A 14,330-nucleotide genomic window follows, 5' to 3' on the forward strand; every position below is an offset into this window, starting at 1 on the left:
GTCAGGACATCAGTTGGCGGCGGCGCCGATTTCGCGAACCCAGCGTTCCAGCAATGCCTTGCGCTTTGCCGGGTCGCCATAAGTCTTGAAGTCGTAGTCGATCAGCTTGATGTCCTCGAAGCGCGGCGCCTCCTTCGGAATGGTCGCGCTCTTGTTGGAAGGCAGCTGGAAGGATTTGGCATCCTTCATCCGGGACTGGACTTCCGCCGTCAGCGCCCAGTCGTACCAGATCTTCGCATTGTCGAGATTGCGCGCACCCTTGATGATCGACATGGAGCCGATCTCATAGCCGGTACCTTCGCAGGGCGTGATCGACTTGACCGGGAAGCCTTCCGCCGTCTGCGCCACTGCGTCGTGCACGAAGACGATGCCGAGTGCCGTCTCGCCGCGTGCAGCCGCCTTGACGGGCGCCGATCCGGATTTAGTATATTGCGAGATGTTGCCGTTCAACTTCTTCAGGTAGTCGAAGGCCTGGTCCTCACCCATGATCTGCACGAGAGAGGCGAGCGCCGTGTAGGCGGTGCCGGAAGAATTCGGATTGGCGATCTGGATTTCGCCCTTCAATTCCGGCGCCAGAAGGTCGGCCCAGCAGACAGGCTCCTTGTAGCCCTTGGTTTTGAAGATTTCCGTGTTGTAGCCCCAGCCGAGCGCGCCGGCATAGACGCCGACCGTCTTGTAGCCGGAGCTTTCGGCCTGCTTCTTCGCCCAATCGTTGAGTTCATCGAGCTTTGGCGATTTATATTCCAGCGTCAGATTTTCCGATGCCGCCTGAAGATGCGGGTCGCCCGTGCCGGCCCACCAGATGTCGGTCTTCGGGTTGCGTGCCTCGGCGCGAACCTTGGCATAGGTCTCGCCGGACGAGAGGCGAACCATGTTCACCTTGATGTCGCTATGCGCCTTCTCGAAATCACCCTTCATCTGCTCGCAGATGACGACGTCGGCCGAGCAGATGAGGTTGAGTTCGCCAGCGGCCTGCGCCGGCAGCGCCCCGAGCGCCGTGCCGGCGAAGAGCATGAGGGAAAGGGTGTTGATTTTCATGCGGGCATCCTCCTGTTGCCTGGGTTTGATTATTCGCATGAACAAGACACAGCGGGGCCTTCGGCCTGCCCGCGGCGGCGCGTTCACGATTTTGGATTGCTGTTTGTCTAAAGGGCTCGATCAGTTCGTCACGGCGATTTCCGCATCGAATCTGCGGAGCAGTCGACTTCGTTCTTCCGGTGAGCCGAAGGTGGCGAAGTCATAGTCCACCATCTTGATCATCGAAATGTCAGGTGCTGCGAGCGGCAGACTGGATTTCGCGTTTGATGGCACCTGGTTCTGGCCGGACGCCGCTCCGGTCCCCTGCCCTTCGGGGCTCAACGCGAAATCGACGAAGCGCTTTGCTTCCTCGATGTTCTTCGCACCTTTGACGATGCTCACGGCGCCGATCTCGTAGCCGGTGCCTTCGCAGGGTGCGACGATCACGAGGGGAAAGCCCGCTTGCTTCTGCGTGACGGCGTCATGCATGAAGGAAATACCGATAAGGGTTTCTCCCCGCGCCGCCGCCTTGATAGGCGCAGCTCCGGAAGGGGTGTAGTGCTCGATATTGCGGTTGAGCGCGGCGAGATAACGGAACGCCTCATCCTCGCCGAAGAGCTGCACCAGCGTCGCAAGCGTGGTGAAGGCGGTGCCGGACGAATTCGGATTGCCGCTCTGGATGCGGCCGCGATAGGCGGTATCCGTCAGGTCCTTCCAGCAAGTCGGCGCCGGCAACTTCAGCTCGCGTAGCAGATCGGCATTGTAGGCAAAGCCGAGCGCCCCGGCATAGATGCCCGCCGAGCGGCCGCCGGACATGGCGAAAAAATTCTGCGCCCAGGGCAGCATGTCGCGCTCATGGGCCGGCTGGTAGGCTTCGAGAAGATTTTCAGAGCCAGCCTGCAGATGGGTGTCGCCCGTGCCGCCCCACCAGACATCGACGGTCGGCGCAGCTTTTTCCGCGCGGATCTGATTGAGGATATCGCCGGTGCTCTTGCGGGTTACCGAGATTTTGTGCCCGCTCTTTGCCTCATAGGCCGTCTTCATCGCGGCGCACCACATCTCGTCCACACCGCACAAAACGGTGAGCGACGGGGCAGCCGTGCCGGTGCCGGTGCTCGCTAGCCACAAAGCCGCGACCGCGCTGAAAGCGGTGATGCCTCTCACGATTTCCTCCCATTGGACCTTGCGCCCCATCTCCGCAGTCAGGATGTCACATCTGCTGCCTTGCGCAATCAAAGAATGGTTACGGTTCTTACAGCTTTGCCCGCGACGTACCCCTCAAAAATGACAAAGGTTACAAATGTGACAAAGCGCATAACACGAGCGCGCTTTGAAGATCGTGACAGCCCTGCCTATAATGGATGCGGGAGGACGTGCATGTGTTGAATGAGAGGATCAGCATTCTGATCGTCGAGGACGATCCGGACATGGCGGAGCTTATCTCCGACCTCGTGGAGGCGGAGGGGTGGACGCCGCTCACCGCGCCGTCGGCGGAGGAAGCGGCGATCGTGCTTTCGCGCGAAACAGTGCATCTCGTGCTCGTCGATCATAACCTACCCGGTACCTCCGGCCGTACCTTCGCGCAGCGCCTGCGGGCCCAGACCAATATCGGCATCGTCATGGTGACGGCTGCCGGCAGCGCCGCAGACCGGGTGCTCGGCCTCGAAACGGCGGCCGACGACTATGTCGTGAAACCCTTCGAGCCGATCGAATTGACGGCGCGTATCAAGGCCGTGCTGCGCCGGACCATCCCCTCGCTGAAGCCGGAGCGGGAAAGCGAACGGGAGCACGAGCCCGCATCCCTGAAACTCGGCGACTGGTCGGTGGATCTCCAGAGCCGCCGCGCCATCTGCCGCACAGATCCTGCTAGGTCGCTGACGAGCGCCGAATTCGCGCTGCTCGAAATCCTCGCAGAAACGCCGAACGCACCCGTCAGCCGCGCACAGATCCTCGACCGGCTGGGCGCCGAAAGCGAGCGCTACATCGACCGCAATGTCGACGTGCTCGTGCTGCGTCTGCGTCGCAAGATCGAGCGCAATCCGGACTTGCCGCGCCATATCAAGACGCGCCGCGGCAAGGGCTATGTTCTCGACACCGACGATGGCGAGATCGTATCGTGATCAGCCGTCCCTTCCTCTCCTCCATCGCCTTTCGCCTGCCCTTTGCCATCGCCTTCATCTGCGTGCTCGTCTTCAGCTTGGCGACCATCGCCGTCTATGGCTTGCAGCGGGCTCGCCAGGAGATGGCCAGACGCGCTATCTCCTCGAAATGTTCGCCATCCGCGCCGCCGTCTCGCGCCTGCATACGGTCTCGCGCGATCTGTCGCATGCAACGGAAACCCAAAGCGAGGCCATTGCCCGCAGCCTCAGCGACGACCTCGTCTCCACCTCCGATGCCTTGAGCCGCATCCTGGTCATCGTCGCCGTCGCCTCGCTGCTGGTGCTGGCAATGGCCGTGGTCTCGATCCGCTCCGTCATGCGCGTCTCACGCGGAATTGTCGCGCTTTCGAACGGCATGAACGCACTGGCAGAAGGGCGCAAAGATGTCGATGCGCCGCGCTATGACGGGACGGAAACCGAGTTGGTGCGCCTGCTCGAAGCCTTCCGTGCGTTCCGCGAGAGCGTCGAGCGCGTGACGCGGCTGCGGCGGACAGCAGAGGCCGCCGCCCGCACCATCCGCTCCACCTTCCGCAGCATGAACGAGGGCATCGCGCTGTTCGATGCGCGCGGCCGACCGATCACCATGAACCGCCGAGTCATCGAGCTTGTCGGCTGGTCTGGTTCGGCCAGGAAATTGCCGCTCCGCAGTTTCGTGACACCGCTGCCGGAGATCGATCCGGCGCTCCTGCCGGCCGAAAACGATGCCGGCCTGCTCTCCGACCGGTCGGTGCTGCGCCACCGCTCCGACGCCGGCCGGGTGACTGAGGTGTCGCTATCGCGTCAACCCGACGGCGGCATCGTGCTGCTGGCGCGCGATATCACCGACATGGACCGGCAGGAGGCGGAGGCAGCAAAGATCCAGCGGCTCGATGGCATCATGCGCATGACCCATCAGGTGAGCCACGAAGTCGGCAACATGATCGGTATCATCACCGGCAGCCTTGGGCTGCTGGAGCGCGAAACCGGCTTCAATGACCGGCAAAAGCGACACCTCGCCCGCATTCGCAAGGCTGCCGACCGGGGCAGGTCGCTGGCCGGCAGCATGCTGTCCATCGGCAGCCAGCAGCCGATCCATCCGGGTCCGGTGGAGATCGGCGTCGTGCTGCGCGGCATGGCCGACGTGCTTGAAATCGCCATCGGCGAAAAATGCCGGCTTGCCTTCGACATAGCCGATGACCTGCCCACCGTCCTCATCGATACAGCGCTCTTCGAGCAATCGGTCCTCAACCTCTGCCTTAACGCCGCCGCGGCCATGCCAGCGGGCGGAACGATCCTCATCCGTTGCGCCCGCAACGAGGCCGGGGTGACCGTCAGCGTGATCGACGACGGTATCGGCATGTCGGCCGAGGCAATCGATAAGGCGTTCGAACCCTATTTCACCACCCGCGATGCCGAAGGCGGCGCAGGTCTCGGCCTGGCCGTGGTATATGGCTTCGTCCGCCAGAGCGGCGGCGACGCGCGCATTGCCTCGGCGCCGGGTAAGGGAACGATCGTGGAACTGCTGTTTCCGGCGTGAATTGCGTTCTACGCCAGCTTGTCAGGAATCGAATTACGCCCCAACTTCTGAAAATGAAAAAGGTCAGAACTCAATTAAACCGGTTAGCTGACCATACAAAGACGATCCTCGAGGGCGGGTCCGCACAGCAGTATGGTGCTCTTTGTTTTCGCCCAATCGCGGGCGACGGCGTCGAAGTTCGCCTGATCACAACCCGCGAAACTCGGCGCTGGATTCCCAAAGGATGGCCAACTGAGGGGCTAGCCCCCCACGAAGTGGCCGAAAGAGAAGCCTGGGAAGAAGCTGGTGTGAAAGGACGGGCAAAGAATCGGATCTTTGGCCACTTTGGCTATATCAAGTCGCTCGCAGATGGACAGCAGGTTCCCGCCTTCTTGAGGTTCATCTGCTTGAAGCGCGCGACACCAAAAGCGTTTTCCAGAGTGCAAAAATCGTACATTCGCCTGGATGCGACCCGCCGAGGCTGCGTCTTTCGTCAAGGAGCCTGAATAGCAAGGCCTACTGCGTCGTATGGAAAAGCAGGCGGTTTCAGACGTCCTGCGTGTCGAATAAGGCCGGCGGTAGACAAAAGTCATCCTATGGAGAGCCCGTTGTGATCCGAACGAAGATTGACATTCTATGGCTGAGGCAGTGTTGCGCTTTTCACTTACAGTATTTTTCCTGACTCCACGCTTCTATCAAAGCTCTGCGACTGGCAGGAGCGCATCGAACGAAATAGCGATGTACCGTTTCTGCGCGTCCCCCTGACAAGCCTGCACATGACGGTCGCCACCTTGATCGACGCGGCGGCCCAATTTGCAGTTCCAAACCATGAGATCTGGAAGTCGACAGGAGACCAATGGACGGAAATCGTCGATCAGATTGCTGAGAAGACGCTGCCGATTGATCTCGAATTCACCGAGGTCGAGACTTCAGCTGCTGCTGTCTTCGTAAAGGCGCAGGAGCCGCCAGAACTGCGCAAACTGCGTTCGGCCATTTGACATGCCCTCTGCATCGAGATTGGCGTCCGAGACCGCCCCAGATCGCCCACATAACGCTGTTCAGGTTTTCTGCTGCGGAATGGATATCAAAGGTCAATGTGGGTTCCGGTTTTGCGCCGATAAAGGTCACCGTTCGATCTCTTCAATTGTTGGAGGAGCGCGTCTATCCAAGTCTCGAGATCAAAAGGCTGAGTGCGCCGCTGCTACAGGGTGTGGGCGGATGAAGCTCGCGAGCACGCGGCCATGCCCCATTGGTGGGTGGAACTTTCCATGGTCGATATAAATCTCTTTGCAGTTGAACCAACTCGAACCGTTGACCCGTCGCTTTGCGAGCATCAGACCATGATTTTTCGTTGCAACTTAGCGGCTATGGCTACCCACTCGAACCTGCCGCGATCTCGTTGGATCGCAACTGTAGTTCGGGTCAAGCGGCGCTTGTCTCAGAAGACGTAGCATCTTGCGAGCCAATCTGAGAATTTAGCAGCCGGGCAAAGTGTCGGGCCATTCCTGCGATCCATGAAGGACGCGCAGGACACGAACTGCTGTTTCCGTAGCGACATATGCAGCGATATATGGCGTTCCGTTGATCACCAGTTCGCGTGTCCCAGCAATTCTTCCAACGCGACCGCTTGCTGGAAAATCGACCAAGCGGCGCGCAGCGGCCATGATCCGCTCGTCGATCATTACAGCGGCCGAAGGATTGTCTGCCTCGATATAGGTGAATATGGCGTCTCGGTCTGACAGCGCGAACGCAGACCATGTAAGCTTCACGACTTGAGAGCACCTGCTTTGACGCGCGCTATCGCCCGGCGCTCCTCGAAGTGCGCCTCGACGTCAAAATCTGACACGTCCGGTCGAGTGTCGTTCAGTGCTTCGAGTACCTTCGTGCGAAACCAGGCATCGTGAGCCTCGCTTCCCGAAAAAAGTTCAAGTGGCAGCGCACCCTCGTTAGCTGTCCGCGTGAGCAGGATGCGGACTGCATCTGATACCGTCAGGCCCATGTTCTCAAGGACGGCGGAAGCACGATCCCGAACTTCGGCATCGATACGTGTTTGGACAAGTGCGTTTGCAGCCATGGCTATCTCCAAATTTAATAGCAAGGTAATGCATTTGAATGACGAAATCCATAGTAAGTTTCCGGCCGACAAGGCCCTATTCAGATCATCGACGACGCGATTTTCTCGTGCGGCATATCATGGAACTAGCGGGCGGACTCGCAAACGGTGCTTCTTATCTGAAAGCTGCCGTTAGATAGCTTATTAAACTGAGAACGGCGGTGCAAACATCGGCCATCGGTAGTAGCGGAATAATCCGACCGCGGCCGGAGTGCCCCTCTCCAGGCTTTGGCCGGACGAGTTCGCGACGCTGCTGTGTGCCACCGAGGGCGACGATCATGTCGGCTACCTGTTCCGGCTCTCCGAAAGGGAGATGATCGAACGGGATCGCCTAAGGTCGAACGCCGGATCAAGGCTGCTAAATGCCCTGTCGTGAAAAGCCTCGACAGCTTCGACTTCGCTGCCATCCACAAGCTCAACAAGATGCAGGCTGCGAATGGATCGAGCGTCGGGACAACGTCATCGTTCTCGGCCCCAGTGGAACCGGCATGACGCATGTGGCGCTCGGCCTCCGGCTGGCGACCTGCCAAAAAAGCCTCTCTGTCGGCTTCACCACAGCGGCCGCTCTGGTCAGTGAAATGGTGGAGGCCCGTGACGAGCGGCGTCTGCTCCGCTTCCAGAAGCAGATGGCCACCTACGAGCTGCTGATCATCAACGAACTGGGCTTCGTGCCGCTGTCCAAGACTGGCGCGGAATTGCTGTTCGAGTTAATCTCACCACGCTACGGGCGCGGTGCCACCCTGATCACCAGCAATCTTCCATTTGACAAATGGACCGAGACCTTGGGATCCGAACGTCTGACCGGCGCGCTGCTCGATCGCATCGCCCACCATGTCAACATCCTCGAAATGAACGGCGACAGCTATCGTCTCGCCCAAAGCCGAGCCCGCAAGGCAGCTAAAACTCTTCTCAAAAAATCGCCGCCCCGGCATGAGCCCCGCTCGGGCTACGGCCTCCCGGGGGCTCATGCCGGCGCTATGGTGGCCGACTTTTGCTCCGCTCCGTGGCAGGTTTTTAATCCGCCGTTGGCAAAGCGAACCCCAGCTCGCGTTTCCATTGCTCATTTTTGGTTGCGATGAGTTCGGCAACCGCCAGGTTAACCCCTCCGAAGCCGATGAGCGAAACATTGTAGATAGTCATGTAAAGCCTCCATCAGTGTTATCCACGAAGGCTCCCATTGCCAACTTACGTTGGCATTTCGACCAAACTGCTTACCGGAGTGCCCACTTCTGTGCACTCCGCACGGGGGTCGACCAACTCAACAATCCAGAACGTTCACGGCCAATACGTGCGATCTCTGACGTCTCTAATTGTTCAATGTCATGGACGCTAAGTTATATTTTTGCTGTCTTCTGAGACGCGCGGTGAGTGACTAACTTCTTGCCATGAGAACGGGAAAAAGCGAGGCAGCCGATCCATTCGGCTCGAGCGCTGGCCGGCCTCATCATCAAAGAAGGAGCCAAGTTATGAAGTCGCTTACAGGTAAACGTGCCTTTGTCACTGGCGCCAGCCGCGGCATCGGCGCCGCGATCGCACGCCGCTTCGCAGCGGAAGGCGCATTTGTCGCCATCGGCTACGAGCGGTCAGCCGAGGCCGCCAACGCCATCGCCAACGAAATTGAAGCAGGCGGCGGCCGCGCCGTCACAATCCAAATGAATGCTGCCGACCCGATCTCGATCAAGAAGGCGGTTGACCAGGCCGCCTCCGAACTTGGCGGCCTAGATGTCCTCGTGAACAATGCCGGCATTATCAGCTACGGCACGCTCGAAGAGGTCACTCTTGAGCAAATCGACGCGATGCTGCACGTGAACGTGCGGGCGGTCATCCTCGCGAGCCAGGCAGCGCTGCCCCACATGTCTGACGGCGGCCGTATCATCTCGACCGGCAGCAATCTGGCCACACGCGTGCCGGACGCCGGCAAGGCTTTGTATTCCGCTAGTAAGGCAGCGTTGCTCGCCTGGACGCAGGGCACAGCCCGCGATCTCGGCCCGCGCGGTATCACTGTCAACCTCGTGCATCCTGGCTCGACCAATACTGACATGAACCCCGCCGACGGTCCTCACGCCGAAGCCCAACGTCAGCGCATGGCCATCAAGCAATATGGTCGGGCCGAGGATGTCGCCGCAGCCTATGCTTTCCTCGCAACCGACGAAGCGCGGTCCATCAACGGGACGGGTATCGTTGTTGACGGTGGAGCAAACGCATGAACTCCGCCGGCGACCATTCCGAACATATCTTGAACAAAGCCCTGCTTTTGCTGCGCCGGCGATAACAATCGTTGTTGCCTCCGAATTCATCGTTGTCGGGCTCCTTCCCCTGGTTTCGCAGGATCTGCGCATCCCCCTTGCAAAGGAGGGAGAACTGGCGGGCTGGTGGGCATTTTCGGCGGCGGTCGCCGGCCCCTTCGTCACGTTACTTGCGAGCTGGATGGCGGCGCGGGTAGGCGCTTCGCCGAATGAAGCTTTGCTGGTCGCTTGGAACAGTAATCATGGCAAAGCTGATAGCGACGCCATACTCGCCGAAATCGGGATCGCCGGCTGAGATTGCGATTGTATCCACCGACGGACATCGGCGTCCTGCAAAAGACGCATCAAATCATCTATCTTGGCCTGCGTAACCTGGGCGGGTGCCGCGATCGACGAAGATGAATTCTTCTCAAAGAGCGCCTGGGCCGAAGACGCGGAAGCGATGAGCAGAAAGAACAATACGGTGAGCCATCTCATCGGAATTCTCCAATAGCTGTCGATCTCGGGCCTCGACCCGCACTTTGGTAAAGAGATGCCGGGGCACCCTCTCGTGACGCGCCGGCATAGATTCAGGTCACCCGATCATTCGTTTGGCTCGTTCGATCAGAGCCTTCGACTGATCATCTCGGCCATCATGATCGTGGTCACATTGGTCGGTGCTGAAACGATATCGGGCATGATGGATGCGTCGACCACATGCAGGTTTTCCGTACGCGGACTGCTCCATTCTCGTCAACGACGACGGTAGGATCTTCGGCACTTCCCATCGGAACGGAGGACGTGGGGTGAGAATAGCCGTCGACCTGCTCGATGATCGCTTTCTCTAGCGAAGCGTCGTCATCGACATCCTTTCCAGGGAACATCTCCATCTCGATCATGTCGCTGAAGGGTGCCGTTCTGCCGATCCGGCGCGACAGCTTTACGGCTTCCATCATCCGGCGCAGATCGCTTGGATCCTGGAAGAAGTTGAAGCGGATCAGCGGCATGGCGCGTGGATCGCGACTAGCAAGGCGGATCGATCCGTTGGACTTTGGCAGTGTTACCGAGCAGGCAAGCACAATCGCACCGCCCGTCGGACTTTGAGCCGGGTCGAAGATATGCGTTCCCGAGACGTGTAGATCGAGCTCATCCGGGCCAGCCTCGCTGGAATTGGTCCAGACAATGGCCCCTGCCGCTGGCGTCATCGAATTGGCATCCGGCTTCAGAGCGTAGATATTGTAGTAGAATGGGTGTTCCTTCAGCAGGTTTCCAACGGGTGCGTCAACGACAACCGGAATATCCAGCTCGCGCAGATGCGAGGACGGCCCAATACCGGAGCGCATGAGGATAGCGGGGCTGCCATAGGTCCCGGAGGACAGGATGATCTTGCCGCCGGTGATCGTCTCCCCGCCGATGAGCTTGATGCCAATGGCACGACGCCCGCTAAAGAGGATGGAATCGACCTCGGCATGCCCCATAACTGTAAGGTTCGGCCTGCAACGCACATCGTCCGTTAGGTAGGCCATGCCGGTGTTGATCCGGCGGCCATCCACAACGTTCAGCGGATAGGGCGAAACCCCGTTCTGCTCGGCACCGTTGAAATCGCTGATACGGGCGAGGCCTGCAGCTTCCGCCGCCAACACGAAGGCTTGCATCGACGGCGTATTTTCTCCCATCGTTCTCTGTCGGATCGGGAACGGGCCAGAACGACCGTGCCAGGCGTCGTCTCCGGTCGGAGTATTCTCGAGCGATTTGAAGACTGGCAGGACGTCTTCAAAGGTCCAGCCCTTGACTCCGCGAGCTGTCCAGCGTGCGAAGTCGGACCTGCGCGCACGCATTGCGACAGCCGCATTGACAGCCGAACCACCACCGAGAACCTTGCCGCGCAATGCCCTGACATCATGCCCGAGACCAAAATGATCCTGCGTGCGGTAGCCCCAGTCATGCTCCGCATCGCCACCCACGCGGTTCGCATTAGCGATGACGTCGGGAAAGTCGGCGGCCGCATAGGCCGGGCCGGCTTCGATGAGCAGGACCTTCCTGCTGGCATCTTCGCTCAATCGGTTCGCCAGAACCGCGCCGGCAGAACCTCCTCCTGCGATGATGACGTCGTATGTGGTAACGGTTGGCATATCCATCTCCTCTCGCAGTTGGCCCAATTTCGCCTCAACCACGGTTGAAAGCGGCGAGCATGAACTGTGCTGCACGGTCGAGTGCTGTTCTGGCGCTCTCGATATGCTCGACGTCGAGCTGGAAAACGTGGTGCATGCCTTCCCAGATCTCGAGCTGGACAGGGACGCCAGATTGAGCTGCGCGGTCGGCGAATTGCCGGGAGTCATCGAGCAGGCGCTCATCGGTGCCGACCTGGATCAGCAATGGCGGCAGTTTTTGAAGATCACCCAGCAGAGGCGACGCCAGCGGATCGGAGGCGCTGAACGAGCCGATATATTTTTGGGCGCAGTCCTTGAGGTAGTCATAACCGATCAGCGGATCGACAACGGATTGATCCACCATCGAAGCGCCAGAGAGGGTCAGATCGACCCAGGGAGAAAACACGACGCCGGCGACTGGCTTCACGTCCGAGTTCCCGTTGCCAAGTTGCGTCAACGTCACCAGCGAAAGTCCGCCGCCGGCAGAATCGCCGACGATAGCGATTTTTTGGAAGCCCTGAGCGATAAGCCAGTCCCAGGCAGCTAGTGCCGTGTTCGGCGCCGTCGGCAAAGACGCTTCAGGCGCAAGTGGATACTCGAGGATGAAAGCCGGAACCCCGGTGCGGGCAACGATCTGGCTTACAAAACCGCGATAGGCTTGCGACGAACCAAGAACGTAGCCGCCACCATGGATATAGAGGAATGCCTTGGAGGTGCTTGCCTGTTCCGGACGAACCCACCAGCCGCTGACGCCACCCTCATCGACAGCTTCGAAGCTTACGCCGTCCACAAGTGGGCTTGCCGAGATGAACGCTTCGTAAGTGGTGCGCAGGTCGCTCGTGGCCGATGCCCAGAAATCAGCAAACCGCTGGCGAAGGGCGTCTTCGCGGGCACGCTCTACGTCCGAAATCGTGACGACTTCGGTCTTGGCCTTGATATCAGTGGTCTTCAGAACATCCAGCATGGTCTTACTCCGTTTGTACCGCTCGTCCGGCGGCGTTCGAGGATTAGGATTTCGGGATTGCCCGATGTAAAGTCGCCGTCGAAGGCGCCTTCAGGCGCCGCCGTTGGTCTTCATCCAAGGCAGGATTCAGGGGATCGGTTTTGCCGCGAGAAGTACGAAATGAGCCTCTTCATTGGCCTCGATGTGAACTTCCGTTTCCGATCCTGCAGCCACCGTCGTTGCGGTTCCTGCAGTAAGGTCTCGGCTCTCGCTGGCCGCTTTGAGCGTGATCGTGCCCGAGACGGCATAGATCCATGCCCCCCGGCCCTCCGGCATCAGATGTGAAAACTGTCCGCCTGAATGGAGGAAGCCATCCAGCATGGTCATTTCCTCCGGCGTTCCCTGGGCACCGGCGACGTGACCGCTGCGGCCAAGAACGACGCGGATACGAAAGTCCGGCGTTTCGATGACTGGCATGCTAAGCGCTTCCACATGAAGCGCTCGGGCCGGTTCCCTCTTCAGGCGCTCCGGCAGATCGACGAAGATTTGCAGTGCGTGGGTTCTTCCACCTTCCTCGGGCTTTTCCTCATGCACTGCACCGCTCGCCGCAGCCAACCAGTAAAGATCTCCTGGCTTCAAGGCGACATTATTCCGGAGTGTATCCCGGTTCAGAAACGCCCCTTGGGAATCTTCGAAGATAGCGGTGACAGCTGATATACCTTTATGAAGATGCGGGTCGAAGGTAGGGGCCGTCATGACAAAATGATCGATCATGAGAAGCGGGTTCATCCGACCATCGAACATCTTCTCGGAGAAGTGGATTGCGACGAATCCGCTGCCGATTTCACGTGGCAAACCGGTGACGATCGCACCTATTCTCGCCGCATCATCCCGCGGGATCTCAAATGTTGCAGCCGTTTGCATCTCGTTCGCTCCGTTGACAGGTGTCTGCCAACGAATTTGCGGCCAACTGCATCGGACGAGAAGTCGCTAATGTCCCAACCTTGCGTTCAAGAAACTGGACGATCCCTATAACAAGACTGCTTTCGGAAATTCCGCAGCCAGATGATCGAGAAAAGCGCGAACCGATGGAAGCAGGCCTTGCCGGTAAGGAATAAGTGCCGTCAGTGTGGAATCGCCTGCTAGCCAATCCGGCAGGATGCGCCTGAGGGCACCGGATTGAACTGCTGCCCTGGCGATGTAACCTGGTAGAGCGACCACACCAATTCCTTTGATGGCCGCTTGCTGAAGACCAACCATGTCGTCTCCAATCAGTCGGGGTGTCAGCGGCACCACAACTTCGTCTCTCGCCTGGCGCGCATGACGTAATCGCCAGACCGGCGAAACCCCGGTCCTCATCATGAACAGCGACGGATGAGTCTGGAGATCTTGAGGGCGTTTTGGAGCACCATTTTTTTCGATATAATCAGTTCCGGCAAAGAGATACCAGGGGGCGGGCGCAAGCGTCCGCTGGACGAGGTTGGAATCGGGAAGAGGATCGGAATGCGCCCGGACCGCGAGGTCAAAATTCTCACCGACGATATCCACCGTCCGGTCGGCAGCATGGGCGAAGATATTGACCTTGGGATACTTCACCAGAAAATCGGCAATAATATCCGCCATGGCAAACTGCATCGTTGCGACACCCGCCGTGCAGCGCACAGTGCCGGTCGGCTCGGTTAGCCGGTGCCTTATTGTCGTTTCCGCCATTTCGGCTTCACGCAGCATGGCGACGGCGTGGCGATAAAAGTCGCTTCCCGCGTCCGTCATACTGAAACGACGTGACGTTCGGTTGAGCAAGCGGACCCCGAGTTCCTTCTCGAGCTCCTGCATACGGTGGCTGAGTGTCGACTTCGGCACCCGAAGTGTTCGGCCAGCTGCCGTGAAGCCTCCGCGATCGACGATTTGCACATAGTAAAAGAAATCATTTAAATCGAGCATCACACATCGTTCATTTGGTCGGACGTTGCGTTGTGGTTTTGACGGCTTTTGAGCCATTCGTCCAGACACTAGCTAATGCCGGATACTGAATTTGAGGGATTTGCTGTCTCAGGGTCGCGTTAAACGACTCTCTTGTTCACCTACCCGCTAGCGAGGAAACCGATGTCTGCAGGCCATGAGCCACTGGCTCGCATTGACACGGTCTTGAGGGTTCGTCCCGAGCTCCAGTACTTTTGTCATTTCAGGCTCGTGGAGCCTATCCCATCCCGATGCAGGCTCAGGATGGG

Annotated in this window: 12 protein-coding genes and 4 pseudogenes; 7 read left to right on the forward strand and 9 right to left on the reverse strand. The window is 59.1% G+C overall.

Annotated features, from left to right (window positions below; translation table 11 throughout):
- Positions 1 to 9 precede the first annotated feature (9 nt).
- Together FHT70_RS22135 and FHT70_RS22140 are read right to left on the reverse strand one after the other, a co-directional pair.
- On the reverse strand, positions 10 to 1,038 hold the full coding sequence (locus FHT70_RS22135) for an ABC transporter substrate-binding protein (RefSeq protein WP_183704853.1): 1,029 nt from the start codon (positions 1,036 to 1,038) through the stop codon (positions 10 to 12).
- Between the two features lie 120 nt (positions 1,039 to 1,158).
- Complete coding sequence (locus FHT70_RS22140) at positions 1,159 to 2,181, reverse strand: ABC transporter substrate-binding protein (RefSeq protein ID WP_183704855.1); 1,023 nt, start codon at positions 2,179 to 2,181, stop codon at positions 1,159 to 1,161.
- 215 nt (positions 2,182 to 2,396) lie between these two features.
- Between FHT70_RS22140 and FHT70_RS22145 the strand changes: the two genes are divergently transcribed.
- The 4 genes and pseudogenes from FHT70_RS22145 to FHT70_RS22160 all read left to right on the forward strand — a co-directional run bounded on the left by FHT70_RS22145 (position 2,397) and on the right by FHT70_RS22160 (position 5,893).
- On the forward strand, positions 2,397 to 3,137 hold the full coding sequence (locus FHT70_RS22145; RefSeq protein ID WP_183704857.1) for a response regulator transcription factor: 741 nt from the start codon (positions 2,397 to 2,399) through the stop codon (positions 3,135 to 3,137).
- Between the two features lie 127 nt (positions 3,138 to 3,264).
- Positions 3,265 to 4,692: pseudogene (locus tag FHT70_RS22150) on the forward strand (ATP-binding protein); the annotation flags it as partial.
- A 53-nt stretch (positions 4,693 to 4,745) separates the two neighbouring features.
- Positions 4,746 to 5,177: a DNA mismatch repair protein MutT gene (locus FHT70_RS22155; protein WP_246721916.1), complete on the forward strand. Its 432-nt coding sequence runs from the start codon at positions 4,746 to 4,748 to the stop codon at positions 5,175 to 5,177.
- A 104-nt stretch (positions 5,178 to 5,281) separates the two neighbouring features.
- Positions 5,282 to 5,893 (forward strand): annotated as a pseudogene (locus tag FHT70_RS22160) (2'-5' RNA ligase family protein).
- A gap of 253 nt (positions 5,894 to 6,146) precedes the next feature.
- Here the strand turns inward: FHT70_RS22160 and FHT70_RS22165 are convergent.
- Positions 6,147 to 6,440 (reverse strand): type II toxin-antitoxin system RelE/ParE family toxin, encoded by a 294-nt coding sequence (locus tag FHT70_RS22165; protein ID WP_183704859.1) that lies wholly within the window; start codon positions 6,438 to 6,440, stop codon positions 6,147 to 6,149.
- Complete coding sequence (locus tag FHT70_RS22170) at positions 6,437 to 6,745, reverse strand: type II toxin-antitoxin system RelB/DinJ family antitoxin (RefSeq protein WP_183704861.1); 309 nt, start codon at positions 6,743 to 6,745, stop codon at positions 6,437 to 6,439. The genes FHT70_RS22165 and FHT70_RS22170 overlap by 4 nt, the downstream gene beginning before the upstream one ends.
- Positions 6,746 to 6,995: 250 nt before the next feature.
- Here FHT70_RS22170 and istB point away from each other — a divergent pair.
- A pseudogene (istB, locus tag FHT70_RS22175) lies at positions 6,996 to 7,680 on the forward strand (IS21-like element helper ATPase IstB); the annotation flags it as partial.
- Between the two features lie 133 nt (positions 7,681 to 7,813).
- Here the strand turns inward: istB and FHT70_RS30455 are convergent.
- Positions 7,814 to 7,924: pseudogene (locus tag FHT70_RS30455) on the reverse strand (homoserine dehydrogenase); the annotation flags it as partial.
- Positions 7,925 to 8,250: 326 nt separating this feature from the next.
- Here FHT70_RS30455 and FHT70_RS22180 point away from each other — a divergent pair.
- Positions 8,251 to 8,991, forward strand: a complete 741-nt coding sequence (locus FHT70_RS22180; protein WP_183704862.1) for an SDR family oxidoreductase — start codon at positions 8,251 to 8,253, stop codon at positions 8,989 to 8,991.
- Complete coding sequence (locus FHT70_RS22185; protein WP_183704863.1) at positions 8,969 to 9,325, forward strand: MFS transporter; 357 nt, start codon at positions 8,969 to 8,971, stop codon at positions 9,323 to 9,325. The genes FHT70_RS22180 and FHT70_RS22185 overlap by 23 nt, the downstream gene beginning before the upstream one ends.
- Before the next feature lie 349 nt (positions 9,326 to 9,674).
- On the opposite strand, the gene FHT70_RS22190 is transcribed toward FHT70_RS22185, so the two are convergent.
- From FHT70_RS22190 to FHT70_RS22205, 4 genes are all read right to left on the reverse strand, one after another.
- Positions 9,675 to 11,147, reverse strand: coding sequence for a GMC family oxidoreductase N-terminal domain-containing protein (locus FHT70_RS22190; RefSeq protein ID WP_348649563.1), 1,473 nt, complete (start codon positions 11,145 to 11,147; stop codon positions 9,675 to 9,677).
- Positions 11,148 to 11,175: 28 nt separating this feature from the next.
- Positions 11,176 to 12,123, reverse strand: a complete 948-nt coding sequence (locus FHT70_RS22195) for an alpha/beta hydrolase (RefSeq protein ID WP_183704864.1) — start codon at positions 12,121 to 12,123, stop codon at positions 11,176 to 11,178.
- 126 nt (positions 12,124 to 12,249) lie between these two features.
- Entirely contained in the window at positions 12,250 to 13,026 is a 777-nt protein-coding gene (locus tag FHT70_RS22200) for a pirin family protein (protein WP_183704865.1), read from the reverse strand.
- 105 nt (positions 13,027 to 13,131) lie between these two features.
- Positions 13,132 to 14,043, reverse strand: coding sequence for a LysR substrate-binding domain-containing protein (locus FHT70_RS22205; protein WP_183704866.1), 912 nt, complete (start codon positions 14,041 to 14,043; stop codon positions 13,132 to 13,134).
- Positions 14,044 to 14,330 lie beyond the last annotated feature (287 nt).

This window comes from Rhizobium sp. BK049, assembly GCF_014193135.1.
In the GTDB taxonomy this organism is placed as follows: Bacteria; Pseudomonadota; Alphaproteobacteria; order Rhizobiales; family Rhizobiaceae; genus Rhizobium.